Here is a 22,055-nt window from a genome sequence, read left to right on the forward strand (position 1 = left end):
GGCCTTATTTTTCATCTAAATTATAGATCTTTTTTCAAAGTCTCTAAAGAAACAATCCGAGATAGGAGTATTTTGAGATCATTCAAAGGAAACCTACCTAGCTCTGTATTGATAAAATCTACCAATTGAGGAATGTCACTATCTGACCGAACAAATATATACTTAATGTCGCTTGGAGACATTTCTAAAGAAAATTTCTCAATTTCTTTATTAGCTCGCTCTTTTTTATCTTCGAATTGTTCTTGATATAACAAATCTGTAACGGGCGGAACAAAACGCCACTCATTCTCTTGATAGAACTCCTTTTCTACAAAAGAACCTGAAACTAACATTTTCCCATTAACGGGTTTTACAATCGACCAATATTCAAAAAGATGATCACTGAACCGCTGATGTTCTGCATCACTGACATTATTAAAATAAAACAAATATTTTGCCAAACTTTGAGCAACACCGCCCTCCGGGCTATATATGACTGGATTCAATCCATTCTTATAACCCCAACTTTTAGTCAACCCCAACCCAAAATTACCGTAAAAATCAGTATGCTCATAAATTCTTGAAAGAGGGATATCGCAAAAACAGCTCATTGGAAAAGCAATATGCTTATCACTTTCAGCCCCAAACCATTCTATGTCCTCTAAACAGTATCTAGGTTGAATACCATTTTTTAATATTAGCTGCAAAACATCTAAAGATTTCGTGAAGTGAAATAGGTTATCTGTTTTAGGCTTCATTGATCCTTCCAATTTCGGGCTCCTTGAGAAAATTCTAAACCTCAGTATTTTCTTTGCTTTATACAAATTATGGAAGTGGTTTTGTAATAGCATCTACTAGCCATACGCTAACGCTCGCCAAACCACCCCATCATCCTCCAACCTTTTTCGTACCGTCTACTCCACACCACCAATTGTAATCACCGCCTCTGAGTTGTAGGCCCCCACCTCACTTACCAGCAGACTCAACTCAATACGCGGCACCCGCACGCGTTCCTCATCATCGAAGTCATCAATCTCCTACTCAAAGATCACGCGGCAATCAATAGGCTCACCGCCGTTACACTCATCGTAGGTAGCAGCTCTGCCCCATTTACGGAACGCGCGCTCTGCGGCTCTCTGGTCCAGATCCATGCTCCACCTAGGATTTAACGGTGCCCGGTACGCCGGTGTATTTGCCCGCAAGGTTGGCGGCGCCTGCGCCAGCAGCCTCAGCGGCAAAGGCCGTTGCGCCGATGATATCTCCCGTGGCTGCGTTGTTATCAAACGACCTGGAAGCGACCACCCAAGTGAGAGTTTCACCCTGATTGATCTCTGCGGCAGATACCCTGGGCACAGTAAATACACCATCAACACCATCAACACCAACTACACCGGACTCACCCACGGCGATATCATCCATCGCCACACCCAGCACCGTACCGACTGGCACAACCTGACCAGAGGTAATATCCGCGCTGGTGCTGTTGGTGTAATCCAGCATGCGCCCGTCTCGCACAAGATTAGTAGCCATTCTCTTTCCCTCGATTGGTTTTATAACTGAAGAAAATATGACCATTGAGGCGCGCATCAGAGAGTACTTCGGCAGTATTGTGCAAAATGATAGAGGCCGTCTTTGGTCAAGCAGTTCCGGACTCCATCACATCACCTGTGATTCAAATGTATATGGATGCACGCGGGCAGCAATACCCTACCGCAGCAAACAGAGAGCGCACATTTCTCAGTATTATTTTTCGCTGGGGAAAGGCTCGCGGGTTCGTGTCAATCGAAGACCCAGCCAGGGCGGTCAAGCCAATCAAGGAAAAGCAGGCCGGGCGCTATGTCGAAGATTCCGAATATTTAGCTTTCTATAACTGGTTAGAGTCCAAGGGGCATACTGCCCACGCGGCCGCAATGGAGATTGCCTATCTTTGCGCCACTCGCCAACAAGATGTTCTCGCATTGAAGCGACAAGATATCACCGACGAAGGTTTATTGATTTGCCAACAAAAGACCGGCAAGAAGCAACTGAAGCTCTGGACGGACCGACTACATGACGCAGTTGAGCTGGCACTTAAAAGCAACACCACCTCCAGGTCACAAAGCATGTATCTGATTCGCGGCCGAACTGGTCAGCGCTTCACCCGAGACGGATTCAACACCACCTGGAGTAGAGAGCAAAGAGCTGCCAATGAGGGCGGCGCCCTACCCGCCCGCTTCCGGTTTCATGATTTAAAGATTAAAGGCATCTCAGATTTCGAAGGCGACAAGCAGGAATTCAGCGGGCACAAGACTCGCAGCATGATGGAGCGCTACAACCACACCGCCGATAAAGTTGTTTCTCTTAATAAGGCGAGGATTAGAGGAAAGGAAGACACGCCAAAGGACACTGGATGAATGTCCAAACGGAGGAGCTGAAAAAATCGATTGTGGTAAAAATTATCCCCTCGAATTACCCCTCAAAGGCCCAAAACTAAAAAACCCCGCACTCGGCGGGGTTTTAAGACCTTGAAAAACAAGGAAGAATCTGGGGTGGCCGACGGGGATCGAACCCGCGACCTCAGGAGCCACAATCAAACATAAAACCTTAGCGTAATCATACACTTACAACCACCTATGTGGAAATGGTAAGGCGGCTTACACCTCCTTTAAACCCTAAGCTCACTCAGCCGCTCAGTTTTTACCACACTTAAAAGCTGTATATTTACACAAGATTTAGACTGTTATCTCTGGCAACTGATCCCACTGCGTTGTATAAGCTGGAGACCGATGCTCTTGCCGCATCTTCCACTTCTTGTTGATACCTTCAGCCCCCAGAAACAAGGTACCCCGGCCAAACCGCTGATTGATCTGATCGATGGCCTGCATGGTCTCGCCTGATCGTATTGGCTGGCCTGCGGTGAACATGTCGCCTTGCCCCAGCGATCGGGGGATAAGCTCTACCAGCCCTACCCCGGCCTTCAGGTATCGGTGCCCCTGCAGGAATAGTTCTGTAATCGCTCGCTTTACCAACTGCACTATCAGCCGAGTGTCATCTGTGGGGTATGGGGTTTGCACTACGGTACTGCGGCTGTAGTAGTGCGGTTCATGGGGTGAGGTATGCAGGAATACATGGACAGACTTCACCAGGGAATCCTGGGCGCGCAGTTTCTCTGCTGCCCTGCTCGCATACAGGGTGACGGCCTGCAGTATCGGCTGGAGGTCGGTGAGCTTTTCGCCGAATGAGCGTGTGCAATAGATCTGCTTCTTGGCCGGGGGTTGTTCCTCCAGGCTTAAGCAACTGATGCCATTCAGCTCTTCTATCGTGCGCTCAATGTTTACGTTCGTGTGGCTGCGCAGTATTTTCGGGTTGGCTTGTGCCAGGTCATAGGCGGTCTTGATTCCCAGGGGCCCGAGCCGCTTTGATAAGCGCCTGCCTACGCCCCACACATCACCCACCTCAGTGCGCCGTTGCAGCCATTGCCATTTTTCGGGGGAATCCAAGACGCACACGCCCTCACACTTGGGGATCTTCTTGGCGGCTCTATTTGCCAGCTTGGCCAGGGTTTTACTCGGGGCGATACCAACGCCCACCGGCATACGTATATCTCGCCAGAGAGTTTGCCTTATCTCCTGACCGTAATCCGACAAGCTCTCTTGCAACCCATGTAGATCCAGAAACATCTCGTCGATGCTGTAGACCTCAACCTCTGGGCTGTATTGCTTTAGGGTTGTCATTACCCGGTGAGAGATATCGCCGTACAGGGCGTAATTACTCGAGAAGATCTTTACTCCATGCTTTCGCAACAAGTGTTCGATCTTAAAGAACGGCTGTAAGTCGGGGATGCCTAAAACCTTGGCCTCTTTCGAGCGCGCCACTACACAGCCGTCATTATTGGAAAGGACTACCACCGGAAGCCCGCGCAGATCCGGCCTGAATATTTGTTCACAGCTGGCATAGCAGCTGTTGCAATCAACCAGCGCCAACATCAGCAGGACCGGTGATACCGTACGGAAGCCTTGACCACTCCCTCGACAATCAATTCCTGCCCTTCCCAAATGGGGATCGGTGCGTATTTGTCATTCGCGGGCAGTAGCTGCCCTTTTTGCCGATCAAGCACTTTGCAGGTTAGCTGCCCATCCAGGGCAACCACCACTACATCACCGTGAACTGGGGTTAAGGATCGATCAACTACCAGTAGATCCCGGTCAAAAATGCCGAGATCCCGCATGGAATCACCGTTGGCCCTAGCCAGGAAGGTGGCAGCCGGGCTGGTAATCAGGTGCTGGTCCAGGCTGAGCGCCGCTTCTTTGTGGTCATCCGCTGGCGAGGGAAAGCCGCAGCTGACGCCACTGCCGTATAGAGGGGATAGTTTCATGTGCTCTAACAATATACTGTATCTATATACAGTGTATTAGCCAGCCCCCATGAAAGACAAGTAGCCTGTGTGACTCTAGGGCCTCACAGGCACTTATGTACTCAAGCCATCTCGGCGCCGCCACCTCCTTTTGACTCAACCGAATAGATCACCCCTTGGATAGTGGTGCTCACCTCCTCACCTATTAGCTTTAATACGGCATCCCTTCCCGCTAAATCTGGGTAGGCCGCTACCCACTCCAGGGCCACACACAGACTTGCGACCCGCTGCAATTGCTCCATTTGCGATTTCATAGGCATGCTCAACTCCTTTTAACTGCTAGCCCTATCTCTACCTTGTGTCACCGAATGCCAGTTATCTGTACTGCCTTATGACGACAAGTCGCCAAACGCTACTATCAAATTCACATTTCATGAACAGTTGTGCTGAAAGCTTTCTGATTTAGCACGGTAGAATGCGGCTAAGTTTCGATTTTCGAAATACTTTGACTTTAAGAGGATGTATAACGCGGCTCGATGTTTGAGGCCGGATCACTAGGCAATCGCCTGCGCAACGCACGGAAACGGGAGAGGATGACGATTGCACAGCTGGCAAGGCAGTTGGGGCTAGCGCCATCTCAAGTTTCGAAAATGGAAACGGGCGTACAAAGAATACCGGCGGACCTGCTGCCGGCTTGGTGTGAGGCGGTGGGGATTACTTTGGCTGAGGTGTACGGGGTGGAGAACCTGCACCACTTTGCGCAGATTCCTTTTCCCCCGTTGATAGCCCGGCTGTACGCACAACTACCTAAAGAGTTTCGCCTGCATGCTCACCGAGCCATTGAGAATGCCTATCAGCTATGGAAAAAGCTCTAAATCAAATTAGGGCTACCCTCCACCATCTTCATCAGATTCTCCCGAATTCTGATCATCGGAATCCACATCTCCTTTGTACTCAGGGTTATTCGGGTTTAACTGATCAGCACGATTATCCAAGCTCTCCCAATAAGCATCATTATTGGGGTTCATGCTATCACTCCGATCATCATTAGGATCTCTACTCATATCCATCACCCTCGCTACTTTTCTTGCCCTTAAACTCTAAGGTAAACACAAAGAGAATCCGAATACGGCCGCTCAGTAGAAAGCTATTTTCAACCAAGCATCTATCCAGCTAAACACTCCTATTATCCCAAAACACCCCATCCAAAGCCCCCAACATCTGCCCAACCACCCCAGCTAAATCCGTCGAAGTATCCCCAGTAATCTGCGGCAGAGTCTCCGGGCGGTTGGCCACCTGCCAGCCGCTGCTACCGTTGATATATAACAGGCCATCCGCCTGATTCAGTGCGACCTTGGCGGGATAAAATTTCCAGTAGCCGGGGTCGGCCACATAGCGGGCCAGTTGGCCGTCTTGGCTTGCCCAGTCTCCGGTGCCGCTGGCGACTATGTAGCGGGCGCCATCACTGGGGGAGCCGGGGGGATCATTTTGGATCCCCAGCACTTCAATCTGCAGCAACGCGTCGATGGTATCCAGGGCTTGATTGAGGCTTGCCGCTGGGTCCAGGGTGCCTTCGTCGGCGTAGGGTATGGCGTTGTTGGGTGTGTTGCTCATGGTCCTTTTATCCTGTTTATACCGTGATTTCCGTAGCCGGGCCGGCGCCAGTGATGCTGTTGATTTGGCTCACTTGGATGGTGGCGGTGCCTGGATCGGGGATTGTTAGCGTGGTGGTAGTTGTGTCGGTGCTATCGCCGTTGATCGTTACCCGGTAGCCGGTAAAGAACTGGCTTTGATCGTAGGCGGCGCGGCCGCCGAGATACCCTACCCCAACCCATTCAATCATTAGCTGGCCGCCGCTGCGGTAGGCGCGCAGGCTGGTGGGGGCTGGCTCAATATGACTGGCGCCAGTGTAGGTGGCGGCAGTGGTAGTCTCTTCGCCGCTGCCGCTACTGGTGGCACGGAAGGTGAGTGTCTGGTTCAGGTTGTAGCGCTCGGTGGGGATATAGTTCAGCGTGTTGCGATCCAGCAGGACAAAGCGCGTACCCGCTGAGTGCTGGGCTATTTCGGTATTCAGGCGGCCGCGCAGCAGGTAGCCAATTTCCCACACGCCGGGGCTGATCTCGTCGGCCTCGCCAAAGCTCACTATTTCATTACCGATCAGCGCTCGGTTCTGCCGGTTAAGTAGCTGTGCCAGGGTGCGATATTCGAGCGCGTCGCCGTCGTCGTAGAGTTGGATTTGCACTCGGTTGTGGCTGTCGGGGATCTCTCGCTTATGAGTGCCGAGTGCAGTGACCAGCTCACCCATCACCGCCTCCACGTCGGTGGTATCGGACTCGGTATAGTTTTCTCCACCATCTAAAGACAGTGCAACAGTGGCGCCGCTCCAGGCGCTGTTGCTGCCGGTGATAGCGATGTAATAACCCAGCTGGGTATCGTCGCCGCTGGACAGTATTGGCGCGTCGATAAATTCGATATAGGTCGAGCCGGCCACCAGCGGCACCGGGTCCGGTGCGGCCATGGGGGCCACGCCTAAAGCCCGGCTTTGGTAGGCGCTTTTGCGGTCGTGGATCAGTTTGTATTTTTGCTCGCCTCTATCAATATTCACTTCGTCGATGCGGCAGCGATCGCCCTGATACAGCACCACATCTCCTGCCGTGAGCCCCAGGTAATTGCGGGGTAACGTAATATCAAACTCGCCGCGCTGCTCTTCGATCATTACTTTATGCATGATGACAGCGATCTGCGCGGCCTGATCGGTTTCCAGTACAACGGGGGTTTCAATACTTTTTTCCCCTTCACCGCGCGTGTCGATACTGCGGTCTGAGGTTTGCTTGCAGGTATCGATACCGCCGACAGAATCGTAATAATTCAGGTTTAATACCTGAACGATTTCCTCGGGGGAGCGGCGGGTTTTCTCGTCGTCGCTATCGCCGATTAAATCGTTCTCGTCGATTTCCATTACCGGTTCACCGCCGCGCGGGACAAAAGTGACCGTGCCGCTGCGGTTCACCGGATCAAAAAAATATACCTTGGCCAGCTCTTGGATATGCTCGAATGCCGGGGATTCGTTGGTGATCTGCACCCCCTGCACATAACCCTCCAGTAAGGTGGTATCGAATTTATCGTAGGGCACGCCGGCGCGCTCGCAGATCTCAGCCACGACGGCGTAGAGGGGATATGCAGAAGACATAGAGAGCCTAGGGTTTTAATAAAAATTGCAGCCTAAAATGGCGATTCATGCTGACTTTAATCAGCCCGGAACGATTCACGTTTTCCTGTAAGAGGTATTCGGTTTGATAGCGGTCGCGCTGCTGACGGCAGTAGAGATTCCCCGATTTTAAATAGGCAAAAATCACATCACTCTTTGTGGATTGCAGAGGCCGCTTATCGTCCATGGTGACACGCGGGGTAACTACGCCGGGCCACTCGTCAGTGACCTGCATTCCCTGAGCGGTGTCATACCAATACAGTTTGGCCAGGCCCGCTTCGACATAGGCCAGCACCGGGTGCATATTCTGGTCGAACGCCAGACTCACTTCGCTAATATCACTGCCGGTGATAGCCGTGAATGCCGGCACCTCACGCGCATCCAGCACAATTTCAGTGCCGTCATTTAAGATACGCGCCCGCCAGGTCTGATACAGCAGCCCTTCTGACGGATCTTGAATCGCAATACCGCCGCTCTCGTAGTCAATCAGCGAGCGCACCGGTAGTTGGGCGGCGCCGGTAAAGGGGGCGCTATCGATTTGTGTCGATAGCGTATTATCGGGCAGCGCCATCTCAGACCCGGCCCCAACTAACCGTGTGCCTGACAGTCAATTCCTGATCGCTGGTTTTTGAGATAGGCGGGTCTATTTCCACCTGAAAGGACATAGTGCCAAAATCGAACTTAAATGACCGAATATCGAAATTGGCCTCACTGATCTCAAACACCACCCCGCCGCTGCGCTGGTGGGAACCCGGCACATAGTCATCGGTAAAAATATTCGTTCTGGTTGCCTCTTCAGAATCATCGCCCCCGGGGATATTGGTGATACTACCGATGCCTCCAGAGTAGGCGTAAGAGGAGAAATTTTGCTCCGGGAATACCAGTTCACCCGTTGGCATAGCCCATTCGCTGGGCGCGTCCACATAGGCGGCGCGGGCGGTATAGCTATACCCATTACTGGAGCCCACCACATCGACCTCCGGTTTATACATGCGCAGCTCATAAGTCACTACCAAAATTTCATCCGCCTGAATCGATACCGTGGTGGGATTGCCCTGCTCATCTTTGATTAAGGCGCGGGAAAATAGGTTGCCGGAAGTGTTTGGAGAAATACCAAACTCGGAGATATTACCTGTGGCCGTTCCCGCGCTGAACTCATACACTCGTCGCACCCATAAATAGCGATCCCCTGGCGTTGTGGTATATCCCTCTGTTTGGTCGAGATCTGTCGACGTGGCCAGATAGCCAGTCAGGGTTGTGTCATTCACGGACGGCGTAGCAGTACCAGAACCCACTTGGCAGTAGGACAGAATACTGCCCGATGTGAGGGTGCCGAACATCTCCAGGCCGTTATCTAAAATCAGATTATTTTGCCAGCCTGCCGCTGATACCAGCTTGCCGCCGGGCCGGCGCTTCTCCACTTTAAAGCGACCGGCAAATGCAATGGGAATATTGGGGGTCATACGCTCTCCAATTCGGCACTAAACCCGGCATAGGCCGGGATAATTGATTCAGGGTCTTCACTGTAAAAGCGGGCAACGGTTTTTAATTCAAAACTAAATCCGCTGTAGGCCGGGGCCATACTCTCGGGGTTTTCGGCGTAGTTACGGGCTAGGGTTTTTAATTCAAAACTGAGCCCGCTATAGGCCGGGGCCAGGGCCTCTTGATATTCGCCGCTGTCTTTTCTTACCGCGCGCAGCTCAGCGAAAAAGCCGCTATAGCTGGGGGCCATGGCCTCAACGGTTGCGCCCATAGCCTGGGCATCAAATCGGCTGTATCCCGCCGTAAAACTGTCACTGCCTTCCAGCGCATAGGGCCGACTGGTCAGCGTGTAACCCTCAGCCCGCTCCACTTCAAATGCATACTGCGGAATCGCACCGCCGGTACTGGTGAGGTTTTCGTTATCGATCACCATGTAACAGGTGCCGCGATAGGCGTGTACCTCACCAACCCCAAAGGCGGCTTGCATCACTGAGCTGGGCATCTGATCCCAGTCACCCAGGAAGAACTCCGCAATTTGCAGAAACGCGTAGTTATTTACTATCTGGGTACTGTCGGTACTATCCCGGTCGTACACCAATTCGTTGTTGCGCCAGACGCGAGAGATACCGGTGATAGGCCCCTCACAAATTCTTATCGCGTAGGTGCGGTAAACCTCCTCGTTGACAACTTCTGTCGAGCCGCCACCCTTGCCGGATTTTTGTTTTTCTTTTTTCTTAACAATTTTCGGCGCGGTGGTGGCGATAATATTGCCAATGACCGGCAGCACCTTGCCGAAAATAATCGGGCGCGGTACGCCGGCCTTGGAGGTCTGCACTTTGATATCGTCAAAGGTGCGGCCTTCAATCGTGGTGGTACCAAAAATTAAGTTACCCATGGTGAGTAGACCTCCACCAGCAGGCGGCGCCAGCGCTTATCTAAAATATGCTCGCGGCAATCTTGGTCGGCGTGGGCATGGATTAGAGAGAATCCACCGTGGGGGTAATCCCCTAAAAAACCCACGTGACTCGGGTCGGATTTTTGCGGCGATTTAAATACTGCAATATCCCCCGGTTGCCATAGGGGTTCCGCTATGGGATTACCAAAACGCCGCTGCATTTTTTGCCGCAGGCCGTCTTTCCAGGGTTCGCGGCCGTAGTGCTTTTCATCTTCGATATCGACACCGGCAGCGCGCAGGCTGAGCACGATCATACCCACGCAATCTACCGCCCAGTCTGTGCGGCCCCGGTGACGCCAGCGCACACCTTTAGCCACCAGGCCCCGCGCGTAAGCCAGTGTCGCTTGTCTTTGTGGGTTCATATCACACCGATTGGATATTGGTTCCGGGCCAGGTACTGCCGCCGCCGGCACTGCCGGAAACATTAGCGCCGGGCGTGTCTGAGGCTTGGCCGATAGGGATTAGATTCTCGCCTTTAAAATCCAGCCAGTTGCCGTGGTATTTACAGGTAGAAAATTGTCCGTCGCAGTCTTCGCGAATTTCCAGCTCATCGCCGGGTTGCACGGCAAATGGCAGGGGTTCGATCTGGGTGATCTGGCCGGTGGCGGTATCCACGGCCTCGATCTGATAGAGGCGCGAGGAGACGTTATCACCGGATTTCCAGCGCACCCGCCAGCGGTTGGCGGCCGTGGAAAGCGTGGCAATATCATCCACCAGATAGGTGACTTTGGGTTCGTCACTATTAACGGCGGTGACCGTGGCCGATTGCCACAGCGCATCTGCATTTACGCCGCAACCGGTTTGCGAATTGGCATCGGTGCCGAATATGGCCCGGCAGGTGACGGAATCCACATGGCCGACAGACTGGCGCAGCCGCATCATGTAACTCAGCAGTTCGGGAATAAATACCGTATTGCGAACCGTCTTTACTTCGCCAATATCACCGCCGTCCAGCTCAATAGCGCCCATGGATAAGTCGCGGTAATTGACCTCGTACATCACCCACTCAGCATTATCCAGCTCACCGCGCTCAGCCATCTCGACGGTAATGCCGGGCACGTCGGTGGAGTACAGGGAATAGCCCTCGGCATTGTCCACATCAAAAGACGTGTCACTGGCAATTACGCTGGGGTCGAAGCCGTTCTGGGCGTAATAGGTAATTCCGTTGTATTCGACATTGCGGTCTAACGTAGTGGCACCAAATGCGCGGCCATCGGTGAGGGTGATTTTTAATAGGCGGCAAGTGGTAGTGACGCCGCTGTCGTAGTGGGCTTGCAGTGCGCTGGGAATGTATCTCACAGGCGAATCTCCAGCAGCTCGACACTCCCACTACACACCGGTTGGCCCCTATGGCGATTTTCAATACTAAAGCTGACATCATCCTCAAAGCGCACCGGCACATCGAACTCACCTTGCCAGGTAATTTCTGCACCGGCAGTCGCGCTGAGTTCCACTTGGCCGGTGGTGTAATCAATCGCAGCGGCCACCTCTTGGCCATCGACAAAGATTTTTACCGTGCCGGTGACCGGTTTAACAATTTCACGCTGATAAGACAGCGATCCGAACACATAGCTTTTTACCAGCTGGTAAGTTTCTGTACTGCCGCTGCCGTAACCGATCACCTCACCGTCTGCAAAAAAATCACTGGCGTCTTTAAAGCGAAATCCTACCAGGGCACCGGCACAGGCGTGGTGCGCGGCGATCACTATCTGGTGATCTTCATAATCCAGGTTTTTAAATATGACCGAGTACTGGCCCAGCGGGCGCTCCCACTCCGCATTGCGGCGCTCTACCCCGTTGCGTAATTCACGAATATCCGTTTTGTAACGGTGGCCATATTCGGAGCCATAGGCCACACGCTCCAGCAATCGACTTTCATTAAACATTAAGAGCCGAGCCTCCTGCGGTTAATACGTTGCTGGCGTGTACTCTCGCGAGCTAATTGTTTTGTAGTGCGATTATCCAACTTGCCGGAAACGCTAATATTCTGGGTGAAGGGTGCAGCTCCACCCGAGCTGCCACCACGGCCACCGCTGTGCATATCCGCTTGAATCATCGCCAGGGTGCGATCCAGTTTTGCACTGGTTTCTGAGGTGGTTACCCGCTCGCCTTTTTCCAGCAGCCAGGTGCCAGTTTCAGGTACCGCATCAAGGCCGTCGTGTGCCATACCGGTAAGCTTTGCCGCAGCCAGGCCGCCGGTGACATACACCGCACCGGCTGCCGCTGCACCCAATACCGGGCCAACATAGGGAATAGAAGCCATCGCGTTATAGGCGCCCATGGCAGCATCCTGGGTATTGGCAATAATGCTCTGCAGGGCGTTGCGCTTTTTCTCATCCAGCAGGGTACTGCCGATGGCGAGCGCTGCGCGCATATAGGCTGCCTCTTCGCCCTCCATACCGGAGTAATATTCCGAGGCCACCGACATCAACAGGTTGTAGCCTTCCAGCTGCTGCTGTCGGCGCAGGTCTTCATTAGCCTGGGTAATTTCGGTGAGCTTTTCTTCATACTGCTGGCGAATGGCCAGCTCTTCCTCATCCCAGGTGGCATTGAGGTCGGCGCGTTCGCTGCGGAATTGCTCCAGCATATCGAGCTGAGTGGAATACCAGTCTTCCAACTCGGTGCGCGCGGATTCGATATCGGAACCACTATCGAGGCCGCCGAGTGCAGGGGAATCTTCAGTGGCGGCGTCGGCGATACGGCCCAGGGTCTGCTGGCGCTGTTCATCGGTGATATCTTTTACCGCTTCGAGAATATCCAGGCGCTCGCGCAATAAATCCAGATTGCGCTCTTCATCGGTTTGCAGGTCTGAAACCAGTGAATTAAAAGCCTGCTGCGCGCGCAGCATTCGCTCGCGTTGTTCCGCCTCTTTTTCCAGTTCGCCTTCGATATCCCCCAATACATCCGAGAAGGTTTCCCAGGGATCGCCGATGGCTGCCTGTAGTTTTAATTCTTTCTCTGCTTCAGCAAGCGCTTGATGGAAATCATCGCCGAGCAACGGCCCCTCGATGGTGATCTCTGATTGGGTTTTAGCATTGGTTTTCGTGGGTGTGCTAGTCCCAAAGAAATCATCCCGCTGCTTTTGTAACTCCGCGAGCTTTTCCCGCAAGTCATCGACAGAAGTACCCTGATGAATATATTCCCCGGTAGCCAGGCGAATACCCGTGAGCAGTTTGCCATCACCGATCACACCGCTATCAATCGTTGTGCTCAGCTGTTTCAGCGAACGCTCCAGCTTCATAACTTCCGGTTCGCCGTGCGTCATACGGGCCACGGATTTACCGACTTCCTGAGTGAACTCCACCAGCTCCACCACCGCAGAAGCCGCAGCAGATCCCACTTTAATAATTGCCGTGGTTAGTGATGCGAAGGCATCTCTGGTTTTGGGGTCTGCAATTAACTCTGTGAAATCCTTGATCGCCGGCAGTGCGCCTTTTACAACTTCCTTTTCGAATCCATCAAGCGCGCCCTTGAGTTTATCCAGATCCTCACGCACCTCACCCAACTGCTGCAGATCCAGGTCCGACAGCACCGCGCCCACATCCTCGGCCTCATCCCCCAGCCGGCCAAGTTCCTTGCCGTTGTTGCGCAGCAGCGGCAGCAACAAGGTGGCATCACTGGCAATGGCCTCCATATAGAAGGTCATTTCGCTCTGGGATAAATTGGCTTTTTCCAGGCTACTGACATAAAGCCCCAGCGCATCACGGCCCGATAAATGGCGAAACTCCTCCGCAGTGACGCCCACTTGCGGGGCGATATTTTCAAAGAAGTCCGCCATCGGACCGGCGCCGGTCTGCAGGAAGTCACCGACCTTATCCGAGGTATCCTTGAGGATATCTGCAACCTTATCCTGCTCAACGCCGTAGCGTTGAGCAGCGTAGGACATGCGCTGGAATTCCAAGGTGCTGGTGTTGGCCACCGCAGACAGGTTTTCAATCTCAGCAGATTGCTCAATCACCCGCGAGGTCATTACCGCTAGTGCGCCAGCCGAGGCGGCAGTAACCGCAGCAAACGACTTGCCAACGGCAGCGACATTTTTCTTAACTTGCTGTTTCCACTTGTCAGTGCCGCGCTCAGCTTTATCCAGCCCCTTTTGAAATCCTCCTACTTTGGCGATCAGGTCCAGCGTTAATGTACCCAGGTTTTTATTTGCCATAGCGATCCACCGCCCCTTAGTGCCAGGTCTTCATCGCTTGTTCTAGCGAGATTTCCGGCTCCTTCTCATGGGGCATAAAGTCTGTGATTTTTGCGGGGGCGCCTTTGCCGCGATGGGCATTGGCGTAGAGGGTGGCGAGGAGTGCCGATGATCGTTCAATACGCATTCCCGGGTGCAGGGAGCCGCGCAGCTCACGATATTTCGCCCAGCTTTGTACTTCTTGATAGCTCAGCCGCCGCTGGGCCTCTTCGATGGTGCAACCGCCAATGCCGTTTAGCACCAGCTCGTGCCAGAGTTCCTCTAGCTCGCTGAGCTTTTCGCCTTTCCCAGATTATTGACCGCACCAATTTCCAGCAGTAATGCCTGGGTTAAATCCGCGTTGAGCGGGCCGCGATCTGGATCTGCCTCGCCGGTAATATCCTTCGCAGTAAATACCGGCTTGCCCTCGGCATCGACAACACAGGCGGCAATCCGCCCGGCAATCACATCGCCCTCACCGCGCAACGCCGCCACATCATTGACGGCGCTGTAGTAAGAGAGGCGGCGAATATAAACCGTCGCCTTGATCTCCTCATCGCCATGCTTCCAGGTAATGGAACGCTTAACCGGCGCACCGGAAAAGCTGCCCTGCTGCTGCAAGGCTTCAATCGATAATTCCATGGGTTACCCCTTACGTTATATTTTTGGGCGTCCAGGCAGAACCGCCGCTGCGCTGGATCGACATTTCACCACTGACCAAGGTGTTCAGCTGAAAATCAAAAGGGAAGTCAGCCACATAGCCTTCAAAGGTGAACCAAGTGCGCGTGGTGGGCAGTGTCCACTCGCCGGTGGTTACGGTGGGTGCTTCAGTGCCATCACTCCAGCCCACCGCCCACTTAATACTATCCACCGTGTCATCCTGGGACAGTTCATGCAGGCGCTTATGCACCGCGTTCTGCGGGTTTATTTTGAGCCCTACCGATGCCTGCCCCGGTGTACGCAGTCCGCGCTTGAACTTCTTATCCAGGTCTTCCAGGGAAGTGTCATCCAGCTGGTCGGCGGGACTGCCGCCGGGATTAAATGAGGTTACCCCGGTGATCACCTTCACGGTATCACCAGAACCTGCCGGGTCGATAAAATAGATATTGGTGCCCTGAGCCAATTGGGACATAGGTTTTCTCCGTTAGCGTTTAATCAGAAATTCCGCATCAAAGCCGATACGATAATTACGGGTTTTAGGGTCGCGGCTTCTTGCGCCCCAGCGTGTGATATAGCCACCGCTCTCTACAGCCTGCGCAAGTGCTTTTACCGCAGCGCGTACCGCTGAAGGGCTGCTGCCATAAACATCAATCTGCACCTGGGCACTGTCGGCATCAGGCGAACCGGCTAAATAATTCTGCGGCTGCCCGCCAATCAGTTGATAAACCGCATAGGGGTGCGCCACATCTTTAGGAGCTTCGCCAAAGGGGTATACACGGCAGTCGCCCCCGGAACCCAACAAATTGGTTACTTCGCTACTGGCCAGAGCCAAGCGGAAAACTGGAAGATCCAACACTATTTTTTCCCCGCCTTTGCCATACGCCGCGCATAGCGTTGCAGCCACTTATCTAATTCACGGGCAAACTCTGAGGTGGCATTGTCGATATTGTTTGAGAGTGCCGGGCGCATAATCGGCTGCGCGGGCATATTTTCGGTGCCGAATTCCAGCAGGCGCCAGTGCTGTGTGCCACGGCCAGGCAGATCTTGAAAGGTTTGTTTTTCCTCCTTATCAAGCTCAACCTTAGCTCCACCCATAACCCCGATACGGAACTTCAGCTCTCCAGTTCTTTTGAAATGCCGGTTATCAAATCTGAGCGCGATGTTTTCACTGATCACCGATACGCTGGTGGGATCATCTACTTTTTTAGCATTGGCCACAGCATCGTTTAAAACCAGCATTGCCGCTTTGCGCAACGCAAACCGAGCGGCTTTTTTCTTTACGTCTTTTTCAAGCCCCTGCAATCCAGCAATCACCTCATCCATACCGTGAAGATCAAATTTCACATCCATGGCTGCCCCCTAAACTCTTACGCCCTGATTAACCATTAAGCGCAGGCGGCCACGTTCTGGAATCGGCAGGATTCCGCTGATTTCATAGGCGTTGCCATCCCATAAAACACGGCACTCGGTATCCACATCGGAGCGCTTATGGATTTCCATTTGCCCGACCAATTCAGAAGTTTCTGCACTGGACTGGATATACTCTTTTGCGCTCAGAGCGTCGAAGCTGGCCCAGACCGTATCGATATCCACCCAGGTATCTTCGAAGTCACCGGACTCGTTATTGCGCGTCTTAGTGAGTTTCTGCAGGGTCACCCGGTAGCGCAGGCGCCCGAGCTTATTTACACGTTTAGCCATCGGTGAGGGTTCCAAAGCAGGCGCGTGGGAACCGGCAGCCGATCGCCGCCTACATCACCATCGCGGTTTTCATAAAGCCAAGCCACCAACACCGCAGCACCCAGCTCAATTTCCTCAGTGACTGCAATGGCGTTTTCCTCAGCTTCTGTGAGGTCGGCATCAGCTGAGTAAAGGGTGCGCCCGGTGTAGTTATTAAATGCTTGCTCTGCAGCCAAGCCCAGGGATTGCAGATAGGTATCCTCCTCCTCGGGAGGGTCGCGCAGTTGTTTCCTAATTAAATCCAGGGAAAAGATCACTGGGAATTCTCCGGGGCCGGATCTTCTAGGAATTGAGGCTGCTGACTTTGCACGCTTTCATCGTCCGGCATGTCCAACTCAGCCAATACTTCTTCCAAGGCAGCGACTTTACTTTCCAGCTGTTCGGCAAGATCGGTTATCGTTTTGATCTGCTGATCCCGCTCAGCCAGTTGCTCAACCAGCTGGCTATTCTGCTCTTCGGAAATTGTGAGCTTGCCTTCTAGGACTGTAATATCGTCGGCTTGCTGCTTCGAGTCATTCTCGTCACCAGAAGGGCCAACTTTTACGGCTGCTTTCGCATCTATCAGCTGCTGGGCAAAAGCTCGGCTGAACTCCCGCTCACCTTCTTTTACCTCACCATATACAGGAGAGATGAAGCTCTTAGTTACTTTTACACGAATTTTTTCCATGGCCTTTTCTCCTACGCTAAATAAAAAAACGGGACAAATTGCCCCGCTTTCAATTGCTTTAACTCAATCCAGTTTTTGGTTTATGCGGTCAAAGACCCATAGGCAACTGCTGCCGGTCGGTAATTAGATAGAGCCGCGCGTAGCGTCGCCCTAACGGTTACAAGATTTTTAGTAAAGTTATCATCATCAGACTCTGACATTTCGACAGCTACACCTTTACGCATATTGATTGCCGTTGCTAAATCAAAAGCACCTACAAAGAACTTGCCCGATGCCACAGCGTTGGTTTTAACTACCGGGAGCCCCCACACAGAAGCCGATACTACAAGGCGCGGGTTGCCGGCCAGGTAGTGCTCATCACCACCAGTTTCCAAGTCGAGGGCAACCACATCCGAACTATTCATATAAACCGCAGAGGGCATGTATTCAGAGTTTTCAACTTGCCCCATAGCACGACGAACACTTGCTATAGCCTTTTCATCAGCCGTAGGAGTAAAGACCGTATGATGACCAGAAAGCGCTAGGCCACCCAAGTTATTGCCTGTGCCATCTCCGTTCAGTACCTGATAATCCAAACGCAGTTGCGCGCCATAAATCAAGCGACTGTCCACATGTGCAGCTAACGCAGGAGCATCTTCAATAACTTCTTTGGACAACTTAATCCAGTGCCCCACAGATCGAACCGGTGCGCTTATCAATTCATAGGTGATAGAGGTTTCCGGCAAGGCACCACCTTCAGCTACCTCAGCGGCATTAAGAGTTACAACATTCTCTCTCGTGTACTCTACGGCATTACTCGAAGTCGGCAGATTTGGCATAGTGCTAGTTACGCGCAAAGTTCGACTTGCACCAGAGATAATTGTTGATTGACGATCTGGCGCGACCGTATCACCAGTTCCCAGCAAGGTATTTTTTGCTTCATAGGTCATTTTGCTGGCCTTGCCACCAACAAAGCCTTCATAGTCTGCCGACTTGGTTAGCTCCTGCCCCATAGTCTGATATTCCGGGGTATCAGTAGAGCGGGAAGCCATTTTCTGTTCGATCTCTGATACCTTCTCGCGAAGCTCTTCTGCCTCACTATTCAGGCTTTCAAGCTTGGATTTATTCTCACGGCCAAGCCTGGCATTAGTTGTCGCCTCCTCATTTGAGGACTTAATAAAGTCATCCAGCTTTTTGTCAAAATTTTGCAGAGACTTTTCGATTGATTCAGGCATAGTGATTAACCTTCCAGTTTTGCTGATATGCGGTTTAACATCTGATTGATTTCATCAACCCCGGCTTCGCCACGCGGCTCCCCCGCAAACAAAACCTTGGCTCTCTTGGTAGTTGCTTCTGCCAAGCTTTTTGAAAAGCTTCCTGCCTCCCGCAGGAAACGCTCAAAATCTCTGATTGTTTCGCACTGGTGAAGTGCGCTTTTGAAAGTTCCCAGGTCCACACGTGCTTCATCATTAGCGGGATAGGTCACTACTGAAATTTCCCGCAATGTGCTGACTACTTTGATTAAGCGTGTACCGTCTCCCTGCCACTCAGTATCATCATGAGATACGAGACCACCCCAGCTAAGGCCATCGACAGTGCCGTCCTGCATAGCGGCCTGAACATCCTTTGCCATGCTGATCCCACTGGTGAATTCACCGTGAGCAATCAAGCCAACTTCATCGGTTTCGAGGTGAGAATATTTTCCTATCGGAACTGCATAGTGATTGTGGTTAAAAAACATTTTTGGCTTTACGCCGGTTTCAATAACCTGATCAAAGGCACCCGCGACAACGACATCCCCGTCACTATCAACATTCCCAAATTTGCTAGCGTATCCCGTGAACTGGCTGGGCTTGCCGTTAGCAAACTTAATTTCACACTCTTCAAAACTAAGTGCTTTACGTTCCATCTGAGTCTCCAGAGTTATCTGTTTGCTGGCCAAGTTGTTCTAAGGGGGATAAGGCGCTTTGTACTGTGAGCATGTCACCACCCGGTAAAGCTGGTAGGTTTTCTTTTTTCCTAGCTTCATTCCGAGTCATTAAGCCGTTATTAACCATTTGTGAGGAGTATTCCGCACGGCCTTTGCTGTCAGCCCTGAGGAGTCCTTCAAAGGCGAATTCGATCTGGTACTTACGTCGATCCGAGGTGGGGAGCAGCTTTTCCCTTAGCGCTTCTTCCCAGCGTGAGAGATACGGGCGAAGATTGAGCTGATAAAAACCCAGCATTATTTGTTCAACTCCCGTGCCCCAGGTAGTTGTACCTTCTTGGTCATTAATCAAAATTGAGGGGACACCAAAGAAGCGGGCGATGTCACGCATTTGAAAACGCCGAGTTTCCAACATTTGCATATCTTCAGGTTTGAGCTGGACCTGCTGATATTTCATGCCAGCCTCAAGCACCATCAATCTGTGTGCGTTTTCTGAGCCCTGAGTGAGAGCACTAAAATTTTCTCTCACTTTTTTTCGCTGATCGTCTTTGAGTACCTGATCAATAGTCAGTACACCGCCCGGCTTGCCGCCGTTGCAGAAAAACTTGCTGCTGAATTCTTCAGATCCTGTGGCAAGACCAATTGAGTTTCGAGCATATTCGAGTGGTGAAAGGCCAATAGTGCCATTGCCAAACAACCGAACATGCAAAATATTTTCTTCTGCGAAGACGGCGACATCATTACCCTCGTAATAGTGATAAACCACGGAACCATCAGGCAGTGTTTCCACATCTACCTGCTGAGCTGGCAGTGGCCAAAGGCTGATAGCCTGACCTTTAGAATCGCGATCTATGACCGCGTAGCAGTTACCATGTAAAACTAAATTGAGCTGCATGGTTTCGAACCAAACAACCTTAGTCATCCTGGCATTGGGCTTGCGCTTCAATAGCCTGGCCAAGTTGTGCCGGCTATCTTCCTCACGCTCATCACCATCAACCCTATAAATATGCAGCGGTATGCTTGCGAGGGTTTCAGTAAGGAGCCTGACGCACGCCCAGACCGCAGATATTTGAAGCGCTGTGTCTTCAGTAACCGTCTTTACACTTTCAACATTTCGCGTATCTGGTGATGATGATTGCTGCCCTTCCTGTTGAGTTGTGGCCGAACGGCCCCAGAAACTGAACCGTCTCCATATACTCATTAGTGGCCTACATTAATTGGATCGTTAAGGAAGTCATCCAGATCGGTTTCAGGCTCCTGCACCATTTGCCGACTCAGCGCCATAATTGCAGCAACTGCTGGATCTATTTTTTCGGATACTTTGGACTTATCGAATTTGATGTCTCCGGCTGCGTTAGTTACAGCCACAACGTTGGACATTGCAAAAGAAAGCGCTGGATTGTTATGTCGAACTGAATCAGTCAGCACCAGGCGCAGAAGTTCTTTCATCGGAGCAGAAATTGAGCCCGTACCCTGGCCAACCTGAACCATGGGAACACCTTTCTCAATAAGATCGCTTACCAACTGAGAACTATTAAAGCGGTCAAAGGCAATTTCTTTTACATCAAAGCGCTCACACGCGGCCAATATATCCTGCTTGATATAGCTGTAATCACAAGCATCACCAGGTGTAATAACCAAGCAGCCATGGTCTTTTAAACGCTGATAGACCTGCTGAAGCTGCCCCCCTTTATCTATTCGATTTTGGAAAGCTGCTTCGGGCAAATATGCCCTCGATATAAATGTGTGCTTCCCCTTTGAATCTTTGAAATCAAGAGTTAGCGCTGTTAAGTCTTCCACCGAGGCTAGATCTAACCCGCCATGGCAGGCCATGCCGTCAAACTCAGATTCTTCACCTTCAGTCCAGCAAGCTAAATCATTTAGCGATTCATCCCGGCACTTGTTCCAGCGCTCCATATTCATCCAGGTCGATTCACCATAAACCCAGATATTTAAGCGCTTGGTTTGAAACTCAATTTTTGCCGTGGGCATTTCCTGTGCTTTTCGGCACTGGTCCTGCATATCCTCCAGGGATACTGAGATTCCTAGATTTGGATTTGCTTTGATCCAAACCGAGGGATCTTTCCAATCGTCATCATCATCCAGCGTGTAGATGATCCCAAAGAAAGCATCATCCTCAACGGTGCCCTCCAGCACCTTGATGGCATAGCCACGCAGTTCATAGCAGAAGCTATTTTTATTTTTCCCGGCTGTGGTAATACCCCACATAAGGGGCTGCCGACGCGCGCCCCTGCCGGACTCGAGCACATCCCATACACCTGAATCACGGTGAGCGTGAACCTCATCAATAATGCCAGCATGGACGTTGAAGCCATCCATACTGTTGTAGTCAGCTGCCAGAAGTTCCACTTGCGAGTTTGGAGAATTCCGCGTATTGCATCGAATGACATTTCTCAGCGTGGTCATTGTTTTACGCAATACACGATCCTGAGCGGCCATCATGCCGATAGAGTCGAAAACCTCTTTTGCTTGATCTCGCTTTGTTGCGGCGCAATAAACTTTGGCGCCCGGCTCTGAGTCGCCCGCTGCCATATAACCACCAACGCTAGCTAGCTTGGTGGTCTTGCCATTCTTTCGGGCAATCTCTTCGTAGACCATGCGAAAGCGTCGCCTACCATCTGCCTTCCTCAGCCACCCGAATACATTGGCATTAATAAAGCATTGCCAATCACTCAATATGATTGGTGTTCCTGCCCACTCCCCTTGATAGTGCTTGCAATATCGATAGGTAAACCGGAAGACTTTTGCGGCTGCATTCTCATCAAAGATCAGCCCGCGCTCTCCTGCCGTCTCCAGGTCGCGATACCAGCGATCAACTGCTAATCGCACATACCTGCACGCTGGTATTTCTCCAGAGCGCACCTGCTCGGCATATCGGTACGCCCTATCTAGCCATTCTCGTGAGGGGTCAGCCAGCTTTGAAACTGGCATAG

The 22,055-nt window shown here is 51.9% G+C and carries 29 protein-coding genes; 2 read left to right on the forward strand and 27 right to left on the reverse strand.

What is annotated here, in order from left to right:
* Positions 1-20: 20 nt before the first annotated feature.
* Positions 21-737: an abortive infection system antitoxin AbiGi family protein gene (locus tag ACJJI8_RS20795; RefSeq protein WP_444933598.1), complete on the reverse strand. Its 717-nt coding sequence runs from the start codon at positions 735-737 to the stop codon at positions 21-23.
* A gap of 400 nt (positions 738-1,137) precedes the next feature.
* Entirely contained in the window at positions 1,138-1,509 is a 372-nt protein-coding gene (locus ACJJI8_RS20800; protein ID WP_444933599.1) for a DUF2190 family protein, read from the reverse strand.
* An 86-nt stretch (positions 1,510-1,595) separates the two neighbouring features.
* On the opposite strand from ACJJI8_RS20800, the gene ACJJI8_RS20805 reads away from it, so the two are divergent.
* Positions 1,596-2,372 carry a tyrosine-type recombinase/integrase gene (locus ACJJI8_RS20805; protein ID WP_444933600.1) on the forward strand — a complete coding sequence of 259 codons (777 nt, stop codon included), beginning with the start codon at positions 1,596-1,598 and terminating at the stop codon, positions 2,370-2,372.
* Positions 2,373-2,690: 318 nt separating this feature from the next.
* On the opposite strand, the gene ACJJI8_RS20810 is transcribed toward ACJJI8_RS20805, so the two are convergent.
* The 3 genes from ACJJI8_RS20810 to ACJJI8_RS20820 all read right to left on the reverse strand — a co-directional run bounded on the left by ACJJI8_RS20810 (position 2,691) and on the right by ACJJI8_RS20820 (position 4,632).
* The gene (locus ACJJI8_RS20810) at positions 2,691-3,944 is read right to left on the reverse strand and encodes a Y-family DNA polymerase (RefSeq protein ID WP_444933601.1); all 1,254 of its coding nucleotides are present in this window, start codon (positions 3,942-3,944) and stop codon (positions 2,691-2,693) included.
* Complete coding sequence (locus ACJJI8_RS20815) at positions 3,944-4,333, reverse strand: LexA family protein (RefSeq protein ID WP_444933602.1); 390 nt, start codon at positions 4,331-4,333, stop codon at positions 3,944-3,946. Before ACJJI8_RS20815 ends, ACJJI8_RS20810 begins: the two co-directional genes overlap by 1 nt.
* A 101-nt stretch (positions 4,334-4,434) precedes the next feature.
* Positions 4,435-4,632: a hypothetical protein gene (locus ACJJI8_RS20820; RefSeq protein WP_444933603.1), complete on the reverse strand. Its 198-nt coding sequence runs from the start codon at positions 4,630-4,632 to the stop codon at positions 4,435-4,437.
* 216 nt (positions 4,633-4,848) lie between these two features.
* On the opposite strand from ACJJI8_RS20820, the gene ACJJI8_RS20825 reads away from it, so the two are divergent.
* Positions 4,849-5,187 (forward strand): helix-turn-helix domain-containing protein, encoded by a 339-nt coding sequence (locus ACJJI8_RS20825; RefSeq protein WP_444933604.1) that lies wholly within the window; start codon positions 4,849-4,851, stop codon positions 5,185-5,187.
* A 12-nt stretch (positions 5,188-5,199) separates the two neighbouring features.
* On the opposite strand, the gene ACJJI8_RS20830 is transcribed toward ACJJI8_RS20825, so the two are convergent.
* The 22 genes from ACJJI8_RS20830 to ACJJI8_RS20935 form a co-directional block, all read right to left on the reverse strand.
* Positions 5,200-5,376 carry a hypothetical protein gene (locus ACJJI8_RS20830; RefSeq protein WP_444933605.1) on the reverse strand — a complete coding sequence of 59 codons (177 nt, stop codon included), beginning with the start codon at positions 5,374-5,376 and terminating at the stop codon, positions 5,200-5,202.
* Positions 5,377-5,485: 109 nt separating this feature from the next.
* Positions 5,486-5,926 carry a DUF2793 domain-containing protein gene (locus tag ACJJI8_RS20835; RefSeq protein ID WP_444933606.1) on the reverse strand — a complete coding sequence of 147 codons (441 nt, stop codon included), beginning with the start codon at positions 5,924-5,926 and terminating at the stop codon, positions 5,486-5,488.
* Positions 5,927-5,942: 16 nt separating this feature from the next.
* The gene (locus ACJJI8_RS20840) at positions 5,943-7,502 is read right to left on the reverse strand and encodes a phage tail protein (protein WP_444933607.1); all 1,560 of its coding nucleotides are present in this window, start codon (positions 7,500-7,502) and stop codon (positions 5,943-5,945) included.
* A 7-nt stretch (positions 7,503-7,509) separates the two neighbouring features.
* Positions 7,510-8,091, reverse strand: coding sequence for a hypothetical protein (locus tag ACJJI8_RS20845; protein ID WP_444933608.1), 582 nt, complete (start codon positions 8,089-8,091; stop codon positions 7,510-7,512).
* Position 8,092: 1 nt separating this feature from the next.
* Entirely contained in the window at positions 8,093-8,983 is an 891-nt protein-coding gene (locus ACJJI8_RS20850) for a hypothetical protein (RefSeq protein ID WP_444933609.1), read from the reverse strand.
* Positions 8,980-9,897: a hypothetical protein gene (locus ACJJI8_RS20855; RefSeq protein WP_444933610.1), complete on the reverse strand. Its 918-nt coding sequence runs from the start codon at positions 9,895-9,897 to the stop codon at positions 8,980-8,982. Before ACJJI8_RS20855 ends, ACJJI8_RS20850 begins: the two co-directional genes overlap by 4 nt.
* Positions 9,885-10,319: an NlpC/P60 family protein gene (locus ACJJI8_RS20860; protein WP_444933611.1), complete on the reverse strand. Its 435-nt coding sequence runs from the start codon at positions 10,317-10,319 to the stop codon at positions 9,885-9,887. The genes ACJJI8_RS20855 and ACJJI8_RS20860 overlap by 13 nt, the downstream gene beginning before the upstream one ends.
* A 1-nt stretch (position 10,320) precedes the next feature.
* Positions 10,321-11,256, reverse strand: coding sequence for a phage/gene transfer agent baseplate hub protein (locus ACJJI8_RS20865; RefSeq protein ID WP_444933612.1), 936 nt, complete (start codon positions 11,254-11,256; stop codon positions 10,321-10,323).
* On the reverse strand, positions 11,253-11,843 hold the full coding sequence (locus ACJJI8_RS20870) for a DUF2460 domain-containing protein (RefSeq protein ID WP_444933613.1): 591 nt from the start codon (positions 11,841-11,843) through the stop codon (positions 11,253-11,255). The genes ACJJI8_RS20865 and ACJJI8_RS20870 overlap by 4 nt, the downstream gene beginning before the upstream one ends.
* The gene (locus tag ACJJI8_RS20875) at positions 11,843-14,113 is read right to left on the reverse strand and encodes a hypothetical protein (protein ID WP_444933614.1); all 2,271 of its coding nucleotides are present in this window, start codon (positions 14,111-14,113) and stop codon (positions 11,843-11,845) included. The genes ACJJI8_RS20870 and ACJJI8_RS20875 overlap by 1 nt, the downstream gene beginning before the upstream one ends.
* A gap of 16 nt (positions 14,114-14,129) precedes the next feature.
* The gene (locus tag ACJJI8_RS20880) at positions 14,130-14,393 is read right to left on the reverse strand and encodes a phage tail assembly protein T (RefSeq protein WP_444933615.1); all 264 of its coding nucleotides are present in this window, start codon (positions 14,391-14,393) and stop codon (positions 14,130-14,132) included.
* Positions 14,394-14,413: 20 nt separating this feature from the next.
* On the reverse strand, positions 14,414-14,773 hold the full coding sequence (locus ACJJI8_RS20885) for a phage tail assembly chaperone family protein, TAC (protein WP_444933616.1): 360 nt from the start codon (positions 14,771-14,773) through the stop codon (positions 14,414-14,416).
* A gap of 10 nt (positions 14,774-14,783) precedes the next feature.
* A complete protein-coding gene (locus ACJJI8_RS20890) occupies positions 14,784-15,263 on the reverse strand; it encodes a phage tail tube protein (protein WP_444933617.1) in 480 nt (159 codons plus the stop codon).
* A gap of 12 nt (positions 15,264-15,275) precedes the next feature.
* Positions 15,276-15,647 carry a DUF3168 domain-containing protein gene (locus tag ACJJI8_RS20895; protein WP_444933618.1) on the reverse strand — a complete coding sequence of 124 codons (372 nt, stop codon included), beginning with the start codon at positions 15,645-15,647 and terminating at the stop codon, positions 15,276-15,278.
* Positions 15,647-16,141, reverse strand: a complete 495-nt coding sequence (locus ACJJI8_RS20900; protein ID WP_444933619.1) for an HK97-gp10 family putative phage morphogenesis protein — start codon at positions 16,139-16,141, stop codon at positions 15,647-15,649. The genes ACJJI8_RS20895 and ACJJI8_RS20900 overlap by 1 nt, the downstream gene beginning before the upstream one ends.
* A 9-nt stretch (positions 16,142-16,150) precedes the next feature.
* Complete coding sequence (locus tag ACJJI8_RS20905; RefSeq protein WP_444933620.1) at positions 16,151-16,489, reverse strand: phage head closure protein; 339 nt, start codon at positions 16,487-16,489, stop codon at positions 16,151-16,153.
* Positions 16,474-16,785 carry a head-tail connector protein gene (locus tag ACJJI8_RS20910; RefSeq protein ID WP_444933621.1) on the reverse strand — a complete coding sequence of 104 codons (312 nt, stop codon included), beginning with the start codon at positions 16,783-16,785 and terminating at the stop codon, positions 16,474-16,476. The genes ACJJI8_RS20905 and ACJJI8_RS20910 overlap by 16 nt, the downstream gene beginning before the upstream one ends.
* A complete protein-coding gene (locus ACJJI8_RS20915; protein WP_444933622.1) occupies positions 16,782-17,195 on the reverse strand; it encodes a hypothetical protein in 414 nt (137 codons plus the stop codon). The genes ACJJI8_RS20910 and ACJJI8_RS20915 overlap by 4 nt, the downstream gene beginning before the upstream one ends.
* A gap of 80 nt (positions 17,196-17,275) precedes the next feature.
* Positions 17,276-18,409 (reverse strand): phage major capsid protein, encoded by a 1,134-nt coding sequence (locus tag ACJJI8_RS20920; RefSeq protein WP_444933623.1) that lies wholly within the window; start codon positions 18,407-18,409, stop codon positions 17,276-17,278.
* Between the two features lie 5 nt (positions 18,410-18,414).
* Positions 18,415-19,083, reverse strand: coding sequence for an HK97 family phage prohead protease (locus ACJJI8_RS20925; protein WP_444933624.1), 669 nt, complete (start codon positions 19,081-19,083; stop codon positions 18,415-18,417).
* On the reverse strand, positions 19,073-20,302 hold the full coding sequence (locus ACJJI8_RS20930; protein WP_444933625.1) for a phage portal protein: 1,230 nt from the start codon (positions 20,300-20,302) through the stop codon (positions 19,073-19,075). Before ACJJI8_RS20930 ends, ACJJI8_RS20925 begins: the two co-directional genes overlap by 11 nt.
* Positions 20,302-22,053, reverse strand: a complete 1,752-nt coding sequence (locus tag ACJJI8_RS20935) for a terminase large subunit (protein ID WP_444933626.1) — start codon at positions 22,051-22,053, stop codon at positions 20,302-20,304. Before ACJJI8_RS20935 ends, ACJJI8_RS20930 begins: the two co-directional genes overlap by 1 nt.
* Positions 22,054-22,055: the final 2 nt, after the last annotated feature.

It is taken from the genome of Microbulbifer maximicatervae (SeqCode) (genome assembly GCF_052467695.1).